The sequence below is a fragment of the Clostridium estertheticum genome (assembly GCF_026650985.1).
Classification (GTDB): Bacteria; Bacillota; Clostridia; order Clostridiales; family Clostridiaceae; genus Clostridium_AD; species Clostridium_AD estertheticum_C.
Map to the genome: position 1 here is coordinate 2381045 of NZ_CP086239.1, position 19811 is coordinate 2400855.

The window sequence follows — 19811 nt, forward strand, 5'->3', positions numbered from 1 at the left end:
ACTAACAAATTGTTAGTTGTTTTGTTTTGTTCATCTTATAATATTAATTAAATGATTCTATTCTTATTATGCTTTCTATTTCATTAACATATTCTAGTTCTTTTATTTTCTTAAGTGACTCTCTTATATTTCTTTCTGAACTTTTATGTGTAATAAATGCTAGTAATACATACTCTTTATGAACTACATCTTGAGTAAGGGATGTGATGCTAACATTATTTTTCCCAAATATTTTCGCCGTATCTCCTAAAACTCCGGCCCTATCTTTAACATTAAGCCTTATATAAAATTCTGATTCGTTTTCATCCGAGTTTTTAACTTCTTTAAAATCTTCCTCACCACTAATAGCCTTTAAATCAGAAGGCTTTACATTATTTCGAAGTATAGATATTATATCACCTACAACTGCACTACCAGTTGGTAAATCTCCTGCTCCTTTTCCGTATAACATTAGTTCTCCAACTGCATTTCCTTTTATTAAGATTGCATTAAACGCATCATTTACATTTGCCATTGGGTGATTTGATGGTATTAACGTTGGATGAACTCTAAGCTCTAACTTATTATTTGCTTCCTTAGCTATTGCTAAAAGTTTTATTGTATAACCGAACTTTTGCGCATATTCTATATCTACAGCGCTTATATTTCTTATACCTTCCCTGTAAATACAATCATGATCAACCTTAGTTCCAAATGATAGCGAAGCCATTATAGCAAGCTTATATACAGCGTCAAAGCCATCAACATCAGATGTTGGATCGGCCTCAGCATACCCCTTATCTTGAGCCTCTTTTAATGCCTCATCAAAACTAATTCCGTCGTTTGTCATTTTACTTAATATATAATTAGTTGTTCCATTTATAATTCCAATTATCTGTTCAATTCGGTTAGCCGTAAGACTCTCATTAATTTCTCGTATTATTGGTATTCCACCAGCCACACTTGCCTCATAATAAAACAGAACATTTTCTTCTTCAGCTATTTTAAATAACTCTTCGCCCCAGTTTGCAACAACTAATTTATTTGCAGTTACAATATGTTTTTTAGCTTTCATAGCTCTTATCATATATTCCTTAGCCTGGCCACGTCCACCAATAAGTTCAACTACAATTTTTATACTATCGTCATTAATAATATCATCAATATTATTTGTTAATACACCCTTAGGCAATTCAATTTCTCTCTTCTTACTTATGTCACTGACTAGTATTTTAGCTACCTCTATATCATAATTTGACCGTTTCATTATTTCTTTCCGATTTTCTTGTAATATCTTCCATACGCCTGTTCCAACATTTCCAAAACCTAAAATTGCTATCTTTACCTTTTCCATATTAATTTCCTCCTTAAATATAACTTCCTCATTCAATGCTTTAATTTTCGAATGCCTTATACACTGCCCTTATTGCCCTTTCGAAATCTTCGTTTTCTACGCCAACAATTATGCTCATCTCACTGGACCCTTGATTTATCATTCTAATATTTATATTATCTTTTTCTAACGAACTAAATACTCTAGCAGATATCCCCTTGGTCTTTATCATTCCCTCTCCAACAACTGCTATCAATGCCATATTAGGATGTACTATTATTGAATCTGGATTACACTGTTTTTCAATTTCTTCTAATATTTTATCAGTTTTATTTTCCAGTTCAGAATCATCAATTACTAGTGAAATTGAATCTATGCCTGATGGCATGTGCTCAAATGCTACACAATTACTTTCAAGAACTGTAAGAACCCTTCTACAATATCCTATATCTTTATCCATAAGCGTCTTTTCTATAGCAATTACTGTAAAATCTTTTTTACCTGCAATACCTGTAATATTTCCAGATTTTACTTCTATTTTATCATTTAAAATAAATGTTCCCTTTTCTTCTGGTTTGTTAGTGTTTTTTATATTTATCGGAATTCCCTCATTCTTAACAGGAAAAACTGCTTCTTCATGAAAAACATGTGCCCCCATATATGATAATTCCCTAAGTTCTTTGTATGTTACCTCTTTAATAGGTTTAGGGTTACTAACAATGCTTGGATCCGCCATTAAGAAACCTGACACATCAGTCCAATTTTCATAAACTACTGCCCCTACCCCCTTAGCAATTATTGCCCCGGTAATGTCAGAACCACCCCTTGAAAAGGTTCTTATCTTTCCATCCCTAGACGCGCCATAAAATCCTGGAATTACCGCTTTCTTAACTTTTGATAATCTAATATCTATAGCAGCGTATGTTGCTTTTTCATCTAATCGTCCATCTTTTGTAAAAACAATAAGCTCAGCAGCATCAACAAATTCATACCCCAAATACTCAGCAAGCATTAATGCATTTAAATATTCTCCCCTGCTTGCAACATAGTCTTCTGAAGCACCATCAATTATTTTTTCCTTAAGTATCCTTAAATATTCTAACATATTAATGGAAAGCTTTAACTCACTACACAAACTAATATATCTTTCTTCAATTAATTTGAATAATTCATCAAATGGCAGCGATTTTTCAACATGTTGATGACACAAATACAAAAGATCTGTAATTTTATAATCACTTTTACTTCTCTTGCCTGGAGCTGAAGGTACAATATAACACCTCATATCATCTGATAAAACAATGTCTTTTACTTTTTGAAATTGTCCGCTATCACATAATGAACTCCCACCAAACTTTGAAACTTTAACTTGCATAATTTTTACCCCCTACTGTCTTAATTTAAAAAGTTATGAATTACAACTTATAGAAGGCAACCCTATATTACCTTTTATAAAAAAGTTCATTAGCTTATACCATACTTGAACTTATTTTATAACTATATTAACATCGTAAATTAGTATTGAATTAATTATACTCGTTTTTTCCAAAATGTCACATGATTTTTATGCCTTTTGGCGAAATATTCTGTTTTTATTGGTTTGTTCGATTTTAATTTCAAATTATCATCTAAAAAACTGATATTTATTAATAATTTAAAGCTAAATCACCCTTTACTTTAACATAAAAAGCTGCGAAGTAACACTTCACAGCTTTTTCATTTATTTGATTATAACATTATATATATTAACTGGATACGAAATTCACCAATTTATTGTGCTTGCTTTAGTAACTCAGTTGGTTTCATACCTTTTATCATTAATTTTATAATAGTAGCTTTTATCTCATTATATTTATTAAAGATAATTTCAGCTTTTTCAATATCATGATATACCTTCCAATAACCAACCATCTTGCACTTCTCATTTGGACAGTCAACAAAAGATACTACATCCTCTAACGGATATCCCAAAAATATTCCAATCTCATGAGGACACATTTCCTGGAATCTTTTCCCTAACAATATTAAACACTGCTTTATATTCATATTTTCAGTGTATCCAAACCTTTTTAGAAATAACATGTTTTTATTATCTTTTATACTTAACTCCATTTTTTCTTTATTATAAAATAATACAAATGTATTTGTTGTATCCTTTTTTAATTCAAAGTAATCAATATCTAGTTTTTCTTTCGCTTCATTTTTATATTTTTCCCATATGTTGTTTAAGTTTCTATTACTATTACTAAAATTAATTAAAGAGGATGTCTTATGCTTTTTTATAGTTGGTGCTGCATTTCGTATTATTACTGAAAACAAATACTCCAAATCATCATAATCATTTATAATAGCAAGTAATCCTCTTAACTCTTTTAACCCCATAAGCATCCTCCACTAATTTTATTTTAAATTAACCTTTTGCTAAAAGTTCACCGATTTCCCTGCACTTTTCAATGCCTTCTTTATCAGCATCATTGTTAATTATAAGTCCATCTGCTATAAGCTTTGCACCATACCCTTCCATTCTTTCTTGCCAACTATCCATCCATTCTCCACTACCCCATCCGTAAGAACCAAATAGTATTGTGTTTTTACTTGCTACGATACTAGCAATTGATTCAATGAATGGTTCCATTTCTCCTTCCTCAAGTTGCTCTGACCCCATAGATGGGCATCCCAAAGCTACACCATCTGCATTTATTACATCCTCCGCTTTTGCATCAAATACATTAATTAATCTAACATTAACATCTTCAACTTTTTTTGCACCATCCACAATACCCTCAGCCATGGCCTCTGTATTTCCTGTTCCGCTCCAATAAATAACTACTACATTTTTCATATTCTTTTCCTCCTCATATATAATTTTATGTACATTCATATAACTATTGTTCTCATCTATATAAACACCGTCTAGAATATAGTGTTTTTAGGCTCTAAAAATTTTCTTACTGTATCTATATTTTCTTCAATATATTGGACTATCACAGGATCAAACATTAAACCCGAATTAATAGTAATTTCTTTAATACACTCTTCAAACCCCATAGCCTGTCTATAAGGCCTTACAGACGTCATAGCATCAATAGAATCACATACTGCAATTACTCTTGACCCGAGGGGTATATCAATTCCAGATAGTCCTTTTGGGTATCCTTTACCATCCCACCTCTCATGATGATAGAGAACATTTTCGCTTATAGACTTTAATCCCTTTGATTTGTTTAAAATATCAAAACCTATTTTAGGATGCATCTTTATATATTCCCACTCGTGAGGCAATAATTTTCCATTTTTATTTAAAACTTTGTCTGGAACTCCTATCTTTCCTATATCATGCAGATGAGCTGATATGTCTATGTTTTGAAGTTCAACCCCCTTTATTCCTAAACCTTTTGAAAGTTTATATGCCATATCTGAAACTCTTTGTGAATGACCACTCGTATAAGCATCTTTGGCTTCAAGCGCTGCGACTAAGCTTTCAATTATGTCATGATATACTTCTTTATTTCTAAAAAAAGATAATAATTTTCCAAGCATTTCATATCTCCTAAGTCGCATTTTTCTAAGATTCATTTTATATTGTTTTGTATTGATATTGATTATCGTTCTTATTTATATTATAATAGTTTTATATTAGATTTATTTAACATTATTACTATGTTTTTTTAAAATATTAAGGAGATATTATGAAAAATTTACTCAACCACACAGAACTTGCTCTAAACATCGGAAACAACAACTTAGAAACTTCAATTAACATATACACAACCAAGATAAATGTTTTTTTATCTTCATCAAATAACACAAATGAATTAAAAAAATTACTTTATTCAATTAATATCTTTATATACACCTATTTTTGCAATAACCCTTCAATAAACCTGGAGGATTTATGTTATCAAAATCTTAAGCTTATGGATACTCATCATATTAAAGATGACTTAATTTCCGTAGGAGAACAAATAATTAAAAGCTACATTGAGATTTTGCATAAGGGTAAACCAATATCTGAGAATAAAATCATAAAACATGCTTTGAGCTACATTCACTCAAATATTGAAAAAAAGATAACTCTAGAAAAAGTTGCAAACCATGTTCATATCAGTAGCAACTATCTATGTTATCTTTTTAAAGAGAGTACTGGATTCAAATTTTGCGAGTACATAAATATATGCAGAACTAATGCAGCAAAAGATTTCTTAGACAACACTTCTTATCCACTAGAAATGATTTCTTTTAAATCTGGATTTAATAGTCAAAGTCATTTTTGCACCACTTTCAAAAAATATATGGGTGTCTCCCCTAATGGATTTAGAAAAAGGGAGCATTAATTATCCTCTGAATTAAAAAAATGGTGTAGATTTTATTCTACACCATCTTGATCTGATTTAATTTCCGGTTCTACATGGACCACTGCTTCAGTAATATTAAGTTCACTTCCTAATTTCCCTTCAATTTCTTCCGTGATATTGTGGCCTTCAACTACACTTAAGTCTGCACTAACTATTACTATTATATCAAGAAAAACATTGTTTCCATTAACGCGAGCCCTGACATCCTTAACCTTTCTAACTCTTGAAACCTCATTTATGCATTCAATTATATTATCTAATTGTTCCTTATCGAAACCATCTGTTAAGTTAAGTGTTGCCTCCCTTAAAATATCCCAACCAGTCTTTACAATTAATATGCCGACTAGAACTGCAGCTAGTGGATCTACCCAAGGCAATCCAAATTGAGAAGCAATAATGCCTACAGATGTACCTATACCGACCCAGGCATCCGAAAGATTATCTTTAGCAGCAGCCATAAGCCCTGAACTATTTATTTGAATAGCAATCTTTTTATTATATCGGTAGACAAAATATATTGCTACAGCACAAATAATACCAACTATAGCTGCCCTTAAGTCTGGAACCTGCGCTTTAAAGAAGATAATAGAATTGGCTGCATTATATAAAACATTCAGACCTACAACTATCATAATTAAGGAGGCAATAAGTGATGCCATAGTCTCCGCTCTAAAATGACCATAAAGATGATCATCATCAGCTGGCTTTCTCGATATTTTTAATCCAATTAATACAGCTAGTGAAGAAACTATATCTGTTGTATTATTTAGTCCATCTGCCGTTAGACCCTTTGAACTAGATAAATATCCAATTCCTAGCTTTAATGCAGAGAGTACTATATAAGCAATAATACTTATACGAGCGCCTCTTTCTGCAATTTTCAAATTATTGTATTTTTCTTCCATATTTCCCGCTCCTAGATTTATATACTATTTCACAAAATGATATTATTGTCTATTTAAATATATTTTTCCACTTATTTTCCCTTGTTTTCATCCTATTTTTATACTTGTCATAGACATAGAACTATGTTGTATACCCTTATATATAAAATTAACTTCATCTTCTTCATCCTGTATTCCAGCTATATAGAGTAATGGTAAATAGTGTTCCTTTGTAGGTACAGATAACTTGGCACTTTTCCCTATTTTTTGATAATTTATAATATTATCATGCTTTCTATTTATAATAGCATCACAAATGTAATTATCGAATTCAGACGCCCATTCAAATGGAGTTGCATTCATATCATAGTCCATTATTCCTAAATTATGCACAATATCTCCACTTCCTATTATTAAAATTCCTTTTTCACGAAGTTTCGAAAGTTTTCTACCAAGATCATAATGATACTGTTCATCCCCTAATTTATTCAGACTCATTTGGAATACTGGTATATCAGCCTTAGGATACAAATGTGTAAGTACAGCCCAAGCACCATGGTCCAGTCCCCATTTTTCTGTTAGCATTACATTCGAATCCTTAAGTTCCTCAGCTACAATCTGTGCATATTTTCTAGATCCAGTAGGATTATATTTAAGATTATATAGTTCATCTGGAAAGCCATAAAAATCATAAATCTGCTCAGGTTCATCTGATGATGTAATAAATGTACCCTCAGTCTCCCAATGGGCCGAAATTACTAAAATAGCTTCTGGCTTTGGTATATTTTGAGTTGATTTACGTATAGCCTCTGTATATTCATTATTTAGTACTGCATTCATAGGACTTCCGTGCCCAATAAATAATACTGGCATTTTTTTATTCATTATAAATTACCCCCTATTTATATTTATACTTTCAAATTAAGCCTTGTTTTAACAAAACACTTTATCAAACTTACTTATTTACAATCTTAACTAATTTCATATTATTATTCAAGCATAAAATAAGCATAAAATCCTCACGCTATTTGTATAATAAAAAAAGAGACCCTTAACACAATTCAAAAGAATTATGCTAAAAGTCTCGTTACCTTTAAGGTCATAAAGCCAGGTGTTTTATACACCAGTATGTTGACTTTATTGTTATAACTACTCCCTTTTAACAATTTAATTATATAAAAAAAAGCGACACTTGTCAATAAAAACCTATTTTAAGGTTACAGAATACAATATTACTCTTTGTTTCTAATGTATTTAAGACTTATACTTGGATTACTAGTTTTTGTTGACCTAATCTCAAAAATATTTAGAGATGCAACAAACGGTGTAAGTTTTGTATAACCATAATTTCTAGTATCAAAGTCTGGATATCGCTTATTAAGAGTACTACCTAATTCTCCTAAAAATGCCCAACCATCTTCATCTGAAATCTCCGTTATAATGGTTTTAATAGCCTCTACTAATTTAATAGAACTTATCATACCACCCTTTAAATCTTCTTGAGCTTGTGTTCCCTTAGTACTAGGTACATCAGTATGTTTTGGTGCCATAGATGCTAATACTTCAAGATACTTAAACTTTTCACAAGCAGAGATGAATGGCGTAGGGGTCTTCTTTTCTCCCATACCAATAACATACATACCAGCTTCCCGAAGCCTGGCTGCCAGTTTAGTAAAATCGCTATCACTAGATACTATACAAAATCCATCAACATTATTTGAATAAAGTATATCCATAGCATCTATTATAAGTGCTGCATCTGTTGAATTTTTACCTGTTGTATAGCTATATTGTTGTATTGGGCTTATAGAATAATTAAGCAATACATTTTTCCATGAAGCTAGTTGAGGTTTAGTCCAATCTCCATAAATTCTTTTATAAGTAGGTGTCCCATGATTCGAGATTTCATCAATGATATACTTTATATATTTATCAGACACATTATCAGCATCAATTAAAACTGCAATTTTCTTATCTTTCTCCATTTCTTTCTCCTTCACATTAATTTCTTTAACTTATTATAGTGCAACTCTGTTAATTAATACACTATAATATAAGATTCTACAAGATTCTAAATATTCCTTCTTTATTCCTAAAATAGACATATGTATCTTGTACCTACTTATCTTTCATGTTTCCAAGCTCTGAATGCCTTGTTATAATTTTCATTATAAATAATTTTATTATACCAGCAATAGGTACAGATAAAAGCATTCCCATTATACCTGCTATTGAACCCCCTATTGTTATTGCCATAATTACGAATATTGGATGAAGCCCCATACTATCTCCTACAACTTTTGGTGATATAACAGCACTATCAAGTTGCTGAACTGCAAGTAGTAATAGAACCGCCCATACAGCCATAATTGGATTTGGACTAAGAAGACCAATAATAATGGCTGGAATACAACCAATTAGTGGACCAACATAAGGAATGATATTAGCAATACCTGCTGTTAACCCTATGAGAAAAGCAAAATCAAGTCCTATAACGGATAGTCCAATACTGCTAATTAAGCCAACTATTAAACCATCAAGCAATTGCCCTCTTATAAAGCTAGATATAATATCATTAATTTCAAATAGAGTTTTATTAAAGCTATTAAACTTTCTTTCTCTCATTATAAGTCCCACAGAATTTATATAAATCATCTTAAAAAAATCATGGTCCTTTAACAAATAAAAAGAAATAAATAGGCCAATAAAACTATTCACAAGAATATTGCCTATACCTGCAAATAACATAATAATACTATTTATAGAGACCGATAAATAGGAATATACTTGGGTTATAGCTTGAGATAAATACCCCTTTATATCAAGTGAAAGACCACTCTGAGTAATTTTGCTATTAATATAATCAAAGAGTTCATTATATCGTTTTATATAATCAGTTATAGTTGCAAACATGACCGATAAGGTTTGATTGCTACTAATTTGTCCACCAATCATTGCATACATACTATAAATAAGTATAACAACCAATAAAATCACTACTAAATATGTTAGCAGAATGCTTATCAAATGTGGCTTATATTTGAGTTTTAATGACTTAACTAAAAAAGTATTTATAATCTTTGATAACGGATATAGTAGATAAGCAATTATACAACCAACAATAAGTGGCGATATAATTGAAGTTATAGCATTTATTATACCAATGGTATTTGTAAATAATACTTTGAAATTAAAGACTACATTATAACTTATAAATATTAGGGTTGCCCCTAGCACAACATATAATACGCATTCAAGATACTTTTTATCTAACTTGTCTTTCAAATTTATATTCTCCTCAGTAATTATTTTTAGTATTATGTTATTTGAGTAATATTTATATAATATGAATTACTATAGCTAATAATAATACAAATGCCATAGTGCGGTGAACTTTAAGCCACCTACCTTTACGGTTTTTATTTATAAAAGCACCATAAACACCTAAAAAGAATATGATGACCATAAATGATGCTGCAACTATTCCAGTTATACTAATGCGACCTGCTGAAAAAGCAATGATAAAATGAGTCAATACAGTAAATATTGCTATTGTACCTGCTAGCTTATGATATTTAATAATTATTTTCATTAACTTTCTATATAGATCTACTATTGGCTTTTTTTCTTTTCCAAGTTTACTAATATATTTCTTATTAATAAACTTCACGAAATAATTTGAAATTGCTATACCGAAACATATAACTGTTACCCAACCTAAAAATTCAAATAAAGCTCTTGTTTGCATAATATAATCCCCCCGTTTAATCTTATAAATATTAACCTTTGTTTAATATTAGCTTAAACTCCAAACACATTTGTAAAATCAATTTTAATATCCTCAATATTTTTATAGACTTTCTCAAGTCCTAATAGTTTTTTCAAAAATATTTTTTATTTATTGGTTAGATTTAATTCCTTATTATCATAAATTTGTCTACCATCTTTTATTGTATCCACAATAGTTGAAAAATTATCATCATCTTCCATTGAAATCCTGAATCACTTGTAACTCTTTTGCATTGCAATCTTCAGATATGTTCTAGTAATGGGTATAAAAAAACCGTAGAACAATAAACTGTCCCACAGGTATATAATCATCCTGTTGCCTTTTAGGCCCAGCCCCATGAACTTTTTTTAAAGTTCATCGCCTGCTCAGTTTGTACTGTAGATTTGTATGCAGTGCAAAGAGATTTTTTTAAGATTACCATATATATTTTTTCATGTCAATATATATCATTTATTACCCCAAAGGTTTTTATATAAAAACCTTTGGGATGCTAGGGTTTTCAGTTAAATACATCATTGGTGGGTAATACATTAAAAAGCCAAGTATGTCTCCTAATTTAGGTTCTATATCGCACTCTTCAATGTCTACAATTAAGTGATCAGAACTGCTTCCTATAATTTTAACACCTTGTTTTTGTGGAATTAGCTTATCATGTAATCCAAAATCCTGTTTTCCCACTGCAAGTAGTGCTCTTTTCCTTATACCGTTATCCTCATAAATTGGTTTCGTCCCAAAAGCATCAATAAATACTTCCCCAATAGGATGTGTAGGTTTATTTTTTATTTCAACAATCTGTGCCTTTAATACAAAGGTATCCTTATGCATATACTTCATATCATATCCCCAGAATTTCTCTAAATCCTCTGCTAATAATATTCCTTCACCTAATCTTAAATTATTTATTCTCTTAGGCATTTTACCATCTATTATTAACGGCAGCGAACTTGTAGCACCTCCAGAAATTATATCAAGTCTTCTATTTATTTTACTTTCAATTATTTCAGCAATATTGCAAAGTCTTCCTAAATTTTCAATTGTTGGAACTATAGCCCCATAACAACCTAGGTTTGTTCCAATCCCATACAATTCAACATTTTTAAGATGGTTTTCTACGTGCGTTGCTAAGTTAATAACTTCCTCTTGGTCATATACCCCTTCTCTTAAATCTCCGAGGTCAATCATTAATATTACCTTATGCTTTTTCCCTTGCAATTCACATTCCTTTTGGATCATATTAAGTGTCTCCATCTCAGAATTTAAACTAACCTGTGCAAATTCAACTAGTTTTTTTATTTCGCTAAACATTGGAATTCTAAGCATCATAAAAGGCTTATTTAACCCATATTCCTTTAGTTTAATTATTTGATCCATTCTTGAACTTGCTATATATGTGCATCCTGCATTTACGAATTGCATAGATACCTCTGGTATTGCATTAAACCCCTTAACTACTCCAGCAATACTTATACCTTGGGTGTTACATAAGTCTACCATGCCTTTAACGTTTTCATATATTTTTTTTAGGTTTATTTCAAGTATTGGATATGTAATATCTGAATAAGCTTTTTTATTCATACCTGTTCTCCCTTAAAAGATATTTCTTTCTTTCCTTAACAGTATAACCTATAATAAAAACAATTTAAATAATCTTATAAAATTAACCTTTTATTATATTTTAATGGTCTAATATCACTATATATTTAATTTCATCAATTGTTACTATAAGATTTAAAAGACCTAGACTATTATGTATTAATTTATAAGCTATTCATAAAATGTTATAATAGACTTAAATGAAATAAATAAAAAATAAATAAAAATAAAGAAGGAATTATAATGAATGAACCATTATTTGAGGCAAGTAAACTTATATACAATAGCAATCTAACTTACAATGATATAAAAATTAAAAAAGGCAAAATTAATTTTATTGTTGGAGAAAGCGGCTCTGGCAAAAGCACCTTTTTAAAGTTATTAAATCAATCTATTAATGGAGATTCTGGTGAATTATTATATAAAGGGCTTTCAATTGACACATACGAGCCCATTAATTTACGTCGCGAAGTAAGCCTAGTTTCTCAAGAGCCTTTTCTTTTTAATGAAAGCATAATGGACAATTTCAAAACTTTTTATTCATTAAGACAAAAAGCTATGCCTAGCAGTGATTACATAAATTACATAACTCAGCTTTGTTGCGTAAATGTTTCCCTAGACCAAAATGCCTCTACCCTTTCTGGTGGAGAACGTCAAAGAGTTTATATATCAATTTTTTTATCATTATGTCCAAAAGTTATATTGCTAGATGAACCAACATCAGCTTTAGATGAAATAACTGGGCACAGGGTAATGAAAAATATAATAGATTTCTGCAAGACTAAAAATATTGAAATCGTAATTGTAAGCCACAATAAAACTATAGTTGAAGAATTTTGTGAAAATAAAATTGAAATAATTAAGGAGGTGTAAACATGGAGGGTATTGTAAAACTAAGTATTTCCCACTTTCTGCTTATTTATTTACTATTAATTATAGTACTTTTAATTATGAAAAAATCAAAAGTTACTCAAACAAAACTTCTTTTAGTTGCAAGTTTAAGAATGACAATTCAGCTTATAATTGTTGGTTACATACTTCAATATGTCTTCAGTAATCCCAATCCCTTATTTACTGTATTTTTTTTAATAATTATGATAACATTTTCTATACATCGAGTAATTACAAGTAGAAAAGACTTAAACAATAATTTTAAAATTGCAATTGGGATTTCTTTAACATTTTCTGGACTTTTTGTTCTAATCTTCTTTGTCACAGTAGTTGTTGGTAAATCTATATTTAACCCCCAATACACCATACCACTGGCTGGTATGATTATTGGTAACGCTATGACCGGAGTAAACATTGCAATAAAAACCTTCATGGATGATATAAGCAAAGAAAAGAATAAAATTAATACTTTACTAAATTTAGGTGTGGACCCCAAAAATATATTGAAGCCATTCGCTAATAATGCTTTCGAAACAGCATTAATTCCTACAATAAACTCAATGCTCGGAATGGGTATAATCTTTTTACCAGGAATGATGACTGGTCAAATGCTCTCTGGTACATTACCTACTACAGCAATTATGTACCAAATAGCTATTATGATTGCAATTTGTACTTCTGTTTGTGTAACAGTTTTTCTATCCTTAAACTTAGGGTATAAGTCTTTGTATAATACTAAAAAACAATTTTTAGAAATTTGATATACTATTTACTATTATTTGAATTACAAAAGCTGCGAAATCAATTTCACAGCTTTTATAGTTAGATTTTTTATCTTCTGTTTATAATTAATAACTTTTCTTTTATGTACTATCTTTTAATTTTTTATTCTTTTAATCTCTTTTAACCACAGCTTTTCTAACAAGTATATAAACAAAAAACATTGTTATTATAAATAAACATATAAATGTTATAACACATATATATGAGTTTCTTGTACTTATCCCCAATATATTATCAATAAAAGCCCCTGATTTCTCTCCAAACTCTGGAAAATTGTATATAACACTTTCCCCTATAGCTTGAATAGCTATAGGGCTTAAAAATATTAGGATTTTCATTGTTTTGTTATACTTATAAAATATCATAGTAATTAATAATCCTATTGCAAATGCAATAATATACAAAGCAATCAAAAATGTAGCTGTCCCTATTAGTATTTGTATGCTATTATTTTGTATCCATGTATCTGCATAATCATGAAATCGCGGAAAGTTACCATAAGCCATATCATACAATGTTGGACATACTACAAATATATTATAAATTCTATTTAATATAACATCTATTATTGACATGACTAAAGCTATTGGTAAAATAGTTATAACTAAAGATTTAAAATAATCTATTCTAGGTATATTGTTAGCTTGACTAAAATAAAAACTTTCTTTAAACAAGTTTAACCCCATGACAAATAGAAATATCATGGATGAAAATTCAATTCCACTAATACTGATTCCTGTACTATTTATAGTTATAAATAGTATTACAGCTATAAAAATACAGTAAAAAATTATTATTGATCTAAGGCTGCTTTTAATATTATATTTAGCAAGTTTATAACTATTCATTATTTTATACCCCCATTATTCGTCAAATCTATAAATAGTTTTTGGAGTTCAACTTTTGATACTTCTAGTCCTAGTTTTTTCTGTTCTATCTTTTGCGCATCTCCATTTATTCCACTTATAACTGCTGATTTAAAAGATGCCATTTCATCTACGCTTAAACAATTTTTATCTTTAATATACTCATCTATATTCTTATTTAATCCAGATACGTTATAGCATTTAGTTAGTAATTCTTCAACATTTTCATCATTAATTATTTTACCATCCTTAATAATAACTATCCTTTCTAATAAATGTGATACTTCTTCAATAATATGAGTAGATAATATAATAGTTTTAGGCTTCTCTATATAACTTTCCATAAGTTCTTTGTAAAATAATTCTCTATGATTAGCATCTAGTCCTAAAACTGGCTCATCGAACATTAAGATTTCTGCACCTGATGCCATTGTATTTATAATTTTGCAAATAGAAGCGTATCCCGTTGATAATTCCTTAACCCTTTTATTTATATTTAATTCGAACTTTTTAGAAAGTTCTAATGCATATACCATATCAAACTTTGGATAAAATTCTTTGCTCCACTTAAATAGTTCCTTTACTTTCATAGCTTGTGGATATAGATTTTGTTCTGTCATAAAATATATATTACCTAAAGCATTTTTATCATCTGATAAAGTTTTACCATCTATAGAAATAACACCTTTATCTGAAAAAATCCTGTTATTTATAATATTTAAAAGAGTTGTCTTTCCAGCTCCATTTCTTCCGAGTAATCCATATATTTTGTTTTCTTCTATAGTTAATGATATATTATCTAATGCAAAAGTATCCCCATATCTTTTACTTACATTTAAAAGCTTTATTGTACCCACTTTAAATCCCCCCTTCGATCATTTTAACAATATCACTACTTGAAATATTTAATTTCTTTGCTTCTTCTATTAAAGAAACTATATAATTTTCATAAAATTTTTCTTTTCTTATGCCAATTAATTTTTCTTTACTCCCAGCTACAACAAACATACCTACACCCCTCTTTTTATATATAATCCCCTCATCTACAAGTAAATTAAATCCTTTAGCTACAGTAGCCGGGTTTATCTTATACTTAACAGATATTTCTGTTGTAGATGGAATAGCCGTTTCTTCCTTGAATATTCCTTTAAGAACTTTATCCTCAATAGTTTGAGCAATCTGCATATATATAGGTACATCATTATTAAAATCCAAATTAACACCTCCATAACCTAATTGGTTAGTTGCTTATGTAATTAACTATATAACTAATTAACTTTATTGTCAATAGATGTATAAAATAAAAAAAGATAAAAAGCAGTTTAATATTCAAACTGGCCTTTATCTTTTCCTAGAACACCTTATCTATTAATATGTTCATTCATTTTATAAATTTCACTATTTCATTTCACTTATCCATTCATGATGGAATGTTCCGTCTTTATCTATTCTTTCAAATGTATGAGCTCCAAAATAATCCCTCTGCGCCTGAAGCAAGTTTGCTGGAAGATTTGCACTTCTATAACTGTCATAGTATGTTAAAGCACTTGAAAATGATGGTACTGGTACTCCCAAATTTACTGCTGTTGTTATTACATATCGTAAGTCCTTTTGATAACTATTAATGATATTACTAAAATATGAATCTAGCATTAAGTTGTTAAGATTTTCATCGTTTTCATATGCTTCATTTATTTTGTTAAGGAATTGCGCACGAATTATACAACCACCTCTAAATATTTTAGCTATTTTTCCATATTTAAGATCCCAATTATACTCTTTTGATGCAGCCCTCATAAGTGCAAATCCTTGAGCATATGAACATATTTTGCTTGTATAAAGGGCCCTTCTTACAGCTTCTATAAAACCTTTTTTATCCCCTTTAAATTTAACATCCGGTCCTTTTAAAATACTACTTGCATATATTCTTTCATCTTTTAATGATGACATACATCGTGCAAAAACAGCCTCAGTTATTGTAGGTATAGGAACTGCAAGATCTAGAGCACTTTGACTAGTCCATTTTCCTGTTCCCTTTTGACCTGCTTTATCTAGAATAATATCAACCATATACTCCCCTGTTTCATTATCTTTTTGAGCAAATATGTCACTAGTTATTTCTATTAAATAGCTATTAAGTTCCCCTTTGTTCCACTGCTCAAAAACATCATGAATTTCATCATTTGTTAGCCCTGCTACCCCTTTTAGGAGTGCGTAAGCCTCACAAATAAGTTGCATATCCCCATATTCTATACCATTGTGGACCATTTTCACATAATGTCCAGCCCCATTTGTTCCAATATACGTAGAGCAAGGTTCTCCATCTACCTTTGCAGATATAGCCGTGAAGATAGGTTCAACTATTTTATAAGCATCCAGTTCTCCCCCAGGCATAATTGCTGGTCCTTTTAAAGCTCCTTCTTCTCCACCTGAAACTCCAGTTCCTATAAACTTAAACCCTAACTCTTCAAGTTTCGTGCTTCTACGTATTGTATCCATAAAATACGAATTACCGCCATCGATTAATATATCACCCTTTGATATATAAGGTATTAATTTATCTATAGTTTCATCAACAGGTAATCCTGCTTTAATCATAATTAATATTTTTCTTGGAGTTTCTAAAGAATTTACGAATTCCTCAATAGAATATGCCCCCTTTATATTTTTCCCTTTTGCCTCTATTAAAAATTCATCTATGGTATTTCTATTCCTTGAATATACGCAAACAGATATTCCTCTGCTCTCAACATTTAATGCCAGGTTTTTGCCCATGACAGCTATACCTAAAACTCCAAATTGTTGTTTTTTCATTTAAAACTCCTCCTTATTAAAAATTTCTCTGCTTGAATCATAGTATATATTATACTATGATATGCCATATGTCATTCAACTTCTATTATAATATAATATACCATATAATAAACTATAAACAAAAACACATCGTACCTTTTAAGTACAATGCGTTTATTTTAGTTACTGTTATTATCTTAATTTATTCTTTTAATATGTAATTGTTTATGGCATAAGCTATTCCAGACTCATTATTAGATTTAGTTATGTATTTTGCCGCAAGTTTTACATCCTCTACTGCATTTTCCATAGCTATAGGCATTCCTGCACATTCAAACATTTCTATATCATTGTAATTATCTCCAAAAACCATAATTTCATCTAAGCTTACATTTAATTTTTTCGACAATATTTCTAAAGCTTTACCCTTAGAGATATCTGATGCCATAATATCTAAAAGCCCTGTTGCAGAACTTACTACTGTAAGATTATCATATTTTGAAAAATGCTTTTGTAGTAATATAATATCATCATGTTTTTCACAAACTAACAAAACTTTAAAAGCATCTATATCATTAATATTTGCCATCACTTTATCATCTATATATTTTATAGGTATCTGTTCATCTTGTAATAAAATTTTATTACGGTCCGCATATCTTTTGCCTACCAGATTGTTTTTAGTAGAATACACTAAATCAGCAGTGTATATAATAAACTCTATTTCATTATTATTACAGTAAGTTGTAACCTCTTTTACAGCAATTTTATCCATTACCTTCGAATAGAGAACTTCACCTGTTTCAATATTCCTAACTAGTCCACCATTACAAGATATAACAGGTCCTTTTAAATTTAACTGCTTTATATAAGTCTTTACCATAAGATCCAGTCTTCCAGATGCAATAATTACTTCTAACCCCATCTTCTGGAGTTTTTTTAGTGCTACTTCATTATCCTTTGAAATAACATTATCTGAATTTAATAATGTTCCATCCATATCGCATACACACCATTTGTACTTAATCATATATATTTTCTCCTTTAGTAGCTTGCTATTATTTAAATGATATAAAAAATCATATTATATCTAATTATCTACCTTTATAGGTTTAATTTCAACATTAACTTTTTAATATTCATAAATTCCATCCCCTTTAAGTTTATTTTAATTCTCTATTGAGATCAAAATATTCGGCTATACTTTCAAAACAAGTATTCACCATAAATTCTATCTCATTATTATTTATAATATACGGTGGAATAAAATAAAGTACATTTCCTATTGGCCTTAGTACTAGTCCCTTTTTAAGAGCAATCTTGTAAATCTCATATCCTACTCTCATTTCAAATGGATAACTTTCTTTTGTCTCCTTATTTTTCACTATTTCAATAGCTGTTATCATCCCTATACTTCTTACCTCACCTACATACTTTAAACTTTCTGCCTTTTCCAGTGTAAGTTTTTTTATAAACTCACCTTTTTCTACGTTATTTTTTATAATATTGTCTTCCTCAAATATCTTTAAGTTCTCGAGTGCTATTGCGCAACCCATAGCATTTCCTGAATAAGTATGACTATGTATAAATGTTTTTCGATCTTTATAATCTCCATAAAAACAATCATAAATATCATCTGTAGTCATAACTACTGACATAGGCATATATCCAGCCGAAATCCCTTTCGAGAGACACATGAAGTCTGGACTTATGTCAGCATGGTTACAAGCAAACATTTTTCCAGTTCTACCAAAGCCCATTGCAATTTCGTCTGCAATAATGTGTATATCATATATATCACAAAAATATCGAAGCTTCTTTAAATAAATTTGTGAATAAATCTTCATACCCGCAGCACCTTGAACCATAGGTTCAACTACTACTGCACTTATATCAATATGATTTTGAGTTAAGCACTTCTCCATATCCTCAAAACACTCTGCATTACAACTCTCCCTATTAAAACCATATTTACACCTATAGCAATCTGGTCCTTCTACTCTAAATGTATCTAAAAGGAGGGGCTTGTATACTTCGTTAAACTCATCAATATCACAAACAGATAACGCACCTAATGTCTCACCATGATATGCATCGCTTAGTGCTACGAACCTTTTCTTTTTAATATTTCCTTTTTGCATGTTATAGTGAAAACTCATCTTTAAAGCTATTTCTACCGCTGAGGATCCATTATCAGAAAAGAACACTTTTTTAAGCTTGTCTGGTGTTATATCAACAAGCTTTTCCGCAAGTTCTATAGCCGGCTTGTTTGAGAAATTTGCAAATATAACGTGTTCAATGTTATCTATCTGCTTTTTTATAGCCTCGTTAATTCTCTTATTGCTATGTCCTAGAGTGTTCGTCCACCAAGATGATATACAGTCTAAATATCTTTTTCCATCAATATCATAAAGCCAAACCCCTTCCCCACTTTCAATAACTATTGGATTAAGTTCCTCATAATCCTTCATTTGTGAACATGGATGCCAAATATATTTCAAATCCTTTTCTACATAACTATTCATTTATTTACCTCAACTTTCA

General features: G+C 29.9%; 20 protein-coding genes and 1 riboswitch. Of the genes, 3 read left to right on the top strand and 17 right to left on the bottom strand.

Going from position 1 to position 19811, the window contains the following annotated elements; translation table 11 throughout:
- Positions 1–43: 43 nt before the first annotated feature.
- From LL038_RS11470 to LL038_RS11490, 5 genes are all read right to left on the bottom strand, one after another.
- Positions 44–1333, bottom strand: a complete 1290-nt coding sequence (locus LL038_RS11470) for a homoserine dehydrogenase (RefSeq protein ID WP_216120489.1) — start codon at positions 1331–1333, stop codon at positions 44–46.
- A gap of 40 nt (positions 1334–1373) precedes the next feature.
- On the bottom strand, positions 1374–2687 hold the full coding sequence (locus LL038_RS11475) for an aspartate kinase (protein WP_253199928.1): 1314 nt from the start codon (positions 2685–2687) through the stop codon (positions 1374–1376).
- A 395-nt stretch (positions 2688–3082) separates the two neighbouring features.
- Positions 3083–3694, bottom strand: a complete 612-nt coding sequence (locus LL038_RS11480) for a DUF3793 family protein (protein ID WP_216120487.1) — start codon at positions 3692–3694, stop codon at positions 3083–3085.
- A 28-nt stretch (positions 3695–3722) separates the two neighbouring features.
- Positions 3723–4154: a flavodoxin gene (locus tag LL038_RS11485; protein WP_216120485.1), complete on the bottom strand. Its 432-nt coding sequence runs from the start codon at positions 4152–4154 to the stop codon at positions 3723–3725.
- 71 nt (positions 4155–4225) lie between these two features.
- Positions 4226–4852 (bottom strand): HD-GYP domain-containing protein, encoded by a 627-nt coding sequence (locus LL038_RS11490; protein WP_216120483.1) that lies wholly within the window; start codon positions 4850–4852, stop codon positions 4226–4228.
- A gap of 149 nt (positions 4853–5001) precedes the next feature.
- Between LL038_RS11490 and LL038_RS11495 the strand changes: the two genes are divergently transcribed.
- Complete coding sequence (locus LL038_RS11495; RefSeq protein WP_216120481.1) at positions 5002–5646, top strand: helix-turn-helix transcriptional regulator; 645 nt, start codon at positions 5002–5004, stop codon at positions 5644–5646.
- 32 nt (positions 5647–5678) lie between these two features.
- Here the strand turns inward: LL038_RS11495 and LL038_RS11500 are convergent, their stop codons facing one another.
- The 6 genes from LL038_RS11500 to LL038_RS11525 form a co-directional block, all read right to left on the bottom strand.
- Positions 5679–6572, bottom strand: coding sequence for a cation diffusion facilitator family transporter (locus tag LL038_RS11500; RefSeq protein ID WP_216120479.1), 894 nt, complete (start codon positions 6570–6572; stop codon positions 5679–5681).
- 87 nt (positions 6573–6659) lie between these two features.
- On the bottom strand, positions 6660–7436 hold the full coding sequence (ygiD, locus tag LL038_RS11505) for a 4,5-DOPA dioxygenase extradiol (RefSeq protein ID WP_216120478.1): 777 nt from the start codon (positions 7434–7436) through the stop codon (positions 6660–6662).
- A 347-nt stretch (positions 7437–7783) separates the two neighbouring features.
- Positions 7784–8536 (bottom strand): NYN domain-containing protein, encoded by a 753-nt coding sequence (locus tag LL038_RS11510; RefSeq protein ID WP_216120476.1) that lies wholly within the window; start codon positions 8534–8536, stop codon positions 7784–7786.
- Positions 8537–8669: 133 nt separating this feature from the next.
- The gene (locus LL038_RS11515; RefSeq protein WP_216120474.1) at positions 8670–9836 is read right to left on the bottom strand and encodes an AI-2E family transporter; all 1167 of its coding nucleotides are present in this window, start codon (positions 9834–9836) and stop codon (positions 8670–8672) included.
- 52 nt (positions 9837–9888) lie between these two features.
- Entirely contained in the window at positions 9889–10299 is a 411-nt protein-coding gene (locus tag LL038_RS11520) for a hypothetical protein (protein WP_253200204.1), read from the bottom strand.
- A 328-nt stretch (positions 10300–10627) separates the two neighbouring features.
- Positions 10628–10720, bottom strand: a riboswitch (NiCo riboswitch).
- Between the two features lie 89 nt (positions 10721–10809).
- Complete coding sequence (locus tag LL038_RS11525) at positions 10810–11916, bottom strand: alanine racemase (RefSeq protein ID WP_216120472.1); 1107 nt, start codon at positions 11914–11916, stop codon at positions 10810–10812.
- Between the two features lie 261 nt (positions 11917–12177).
- Between LL038_RS11525 and LL038_RS11530 the strand changes: the two genes are divergently transcribed.
- Positions 12178–12807, top strand: a complete 630-nt coding sequence (locus LL038_RS11530; RefSeq protein WP_216120470.1) for an ABC transporter ATP-binding protein — start codon at positions 12178–12180, stop codon at positions 12805–12807.
- Between the two features lie 2 nt (positions 12808–12809).
- Positions 12810–13586 (top strand): ABC transporter permease, encoded by a 777-nt coding sequence (locus LL038_RS11535; RefSeq protein ID WP_216120468.1) that lies wholly within the window; start codon positions 12810–12812, stop codon positions 13584–13586.
- Positions 13587–13718: 132 nt separating this feature from the next.
- Here the strand turns inward: LL038_RS11535 and LL038_RS11540 are convergent, their stop codons facing one another.
- From LL038_RS11540 to bioA, 6 genes are all read right to left on the bottom strand, one after another.
- The gene (locus LL038_RS11540; RefSeq protein WP_216120466.1) at positions 13719–14456 is read right to left on the bottom strand and encodes a hypothetical protein; all 738 of its coding nucleotides are present in this window, start codon (positions 14454–14456) and stop codon (positions 13719–13721) included.
- Complete coding sequence (locus LL038_RS11545) at positions 14456–15331, bottom strand: ABC transporter ATP-binding protein (protein ID WP_216120464.1); 876 nt, start codon at positions 15329–15331, stop codon at positions 14456–14458. The genes LL038_RS11540 and LL038_RS11545 overlap by 1 nt, the downstream gene beginning before the upstream one ends.
- Position 15332: 1 nt before the next feature.
- Complete coding sequence (locus tag LL038_RS11550) at positions 15333–15659, bottom strand: GntR family transcriptional regulator (protein ID WP_216120557.1); 327 nt, start codon at positions 15657–15659, stop codon at positions 15333–15335.
- A gap of 213 nt (positions 15660–15872) precedes the next feature.
- A complete protein-coding gene (gndA, locus tag LL038_RS11555) occupies positions 15873–17288 on the bottom strand; it encodes an NADP-dependent phosphogluconate dehydrogenase (protein WP_216120462.1) in 1416 nt (471 codons plus the stop codon).
- A gap of 181 nt (positions 17289–17469) precedes the next feature.
- Complete coding sequence (locus LL038_RS11560; RefSeq protein ID WP_216120460.1) at positions 17470–18297, bottom strand: Cof-type HAD-IIB family hydrolase; 828 nt, start codon at positions 18295–18297, stop codon at positions 17470–17472.
- A gap of 133 nt (positions 18298–18430) precedes the next feature.
- Complete coding sequence (gene bioA / locus LL038_RS11565) at positions 18431–19792, bottom strand: adenosylmethionine--8-amino-7-oxononanoate transaminase (RefSeq protein WP_216120459.1); 1362 nt, start codon at positions 19790–19792, stop codon at positions 18431–18433.
- Positions 19793–19811 lie beyond the last annotated feature (19 nt).

Excerpts from the sequence above, each read along its gene's own strand:
- LL038_RS11485 (WP_216120485.1), bottom strand. The coding sequence starts at position 4,154 with ATGAAAAATGTAGTAGTTATTTATTGGAGCGGAACAGGAAATACAGAG.
- LL038_RS11535 (WP_216120468.1), top strand. The coding sequence starts at position 12,810 with ATGGAGGGTATTGTAAAACTAAGTATTTCCCACTTTCTGCTTATTTAT.
- LL038_RS11500 (WP_216120479.1), bottom strand. The coding sequence starts at position 6,572 with ATGGAAGAAAAATACAATAATTTGAAAATTGCAGAAAGAGGCGCTCGT.
- ygiD (WP_216120478.1), bottom strand. The coding sequence starts at position 7,436 with ATGAATAAAAAAATGCCAGTATTATTTATTGGGCACGGAAGTCCTATG.
- LL038_RS11525 (WP_216120472.1), bottom strand. The coding sequence starts at position 11,916 with ATGAATAAAAAAGCTTATTCAGATATTACATATCCAATACTTGAAATA.
- LL038_RS11480 (WP_216120487.1), bottom strand. The coding sequence starts at position 3,694 with ATGGGGTTAAAAGAGTTAAGAGGATTACTTGCTATTATAAATGATTAT.
- gndA (WP_216120462.1), bottom strand. The coding sequence starts at position 17,288 with ATGAAAAAACAACAATTTGGAGTTTTAGGTATAGCTGTCATGGGCAAA.
- LL038_RS11520 (WP_253200204.1), bottom strand. The coding sequence starts at position 10,299 with ATGCAAACAAGAGCTTTATTTGAATTTTTAGGTTGGGTAACAGTTATA.
- LL038_RS11550 (WP_216120557.1), bottom strand. The coding sequence starts at position 15,659 with ATGCAGATTGCTCAAACTATTGAGGATAAAGTTCTTAAAGGAATATTC.
- LL038_RS11510 (WP_216120476.1), bottom strand. The coding sequence starts at position 8,536 with ATGGAGAAAGATAAGAAAATTGCAGTTTTAATTGATGCTGATAATGTG.
- LL038_RS11475 (WP_253199928.1), bottom strand. The coding sequence starts at position 2,687 with ATGCAAGTTAAAGTTTCAAAGTTTGGTGGGAGTTCATTATGTGATAGC.
- LL038_RS11490 (WP_216120483.1), bottom strand. The coding sequence starts at position 4,852 with ATGCTTGGAAAATTATTATCTTTTTTTAGAAATAAAGAAGTATATCAT.
- LL038_RS11560 (WP_216120460.1), bottom strand. The coding sequence starts at position 18,297 with ATGATTAAGTACAAATGGTGTGTATGCGATATGGATGGAACATTATTA.
- LL038_RS11495 (WP_216120481.1), top strand. The coding sequence starts at position 5,002 with ATGAAAAATTTACTCAACCACACAGAACTTGCTCTAAACATCGGAAAC.
- LL038_RS11530 (WP_216120470.1), top strand. The coding sequence starts at position 12,178 with ATGAATGAACCATTATTTGAGGCAAGTAAACTTATATACAATAGCAAT.
- LL038_RS11540 (WP_216120466.1), bottom strand. The coding sequence starts at position 14,456 with ATGAATAGTTATAAACTTGCTAAATATAATATTAAAAGCAGCCTTAGA.
- LL038_RS11470 (WP_216120489.1), bottom strand. The coding sequence starts at position 1,333 with ATGGAAAAGGTAAAGATAGCAATTTTAGGTTTTGGAAATGTTGGAACA.
- bioA (WP_216120459.1), bottom strand. The coding sequence starts at position 19,792 with ATGAATAGTTATGTAGAAAAGGATTTGAAATATATTTGGCATCCATGT.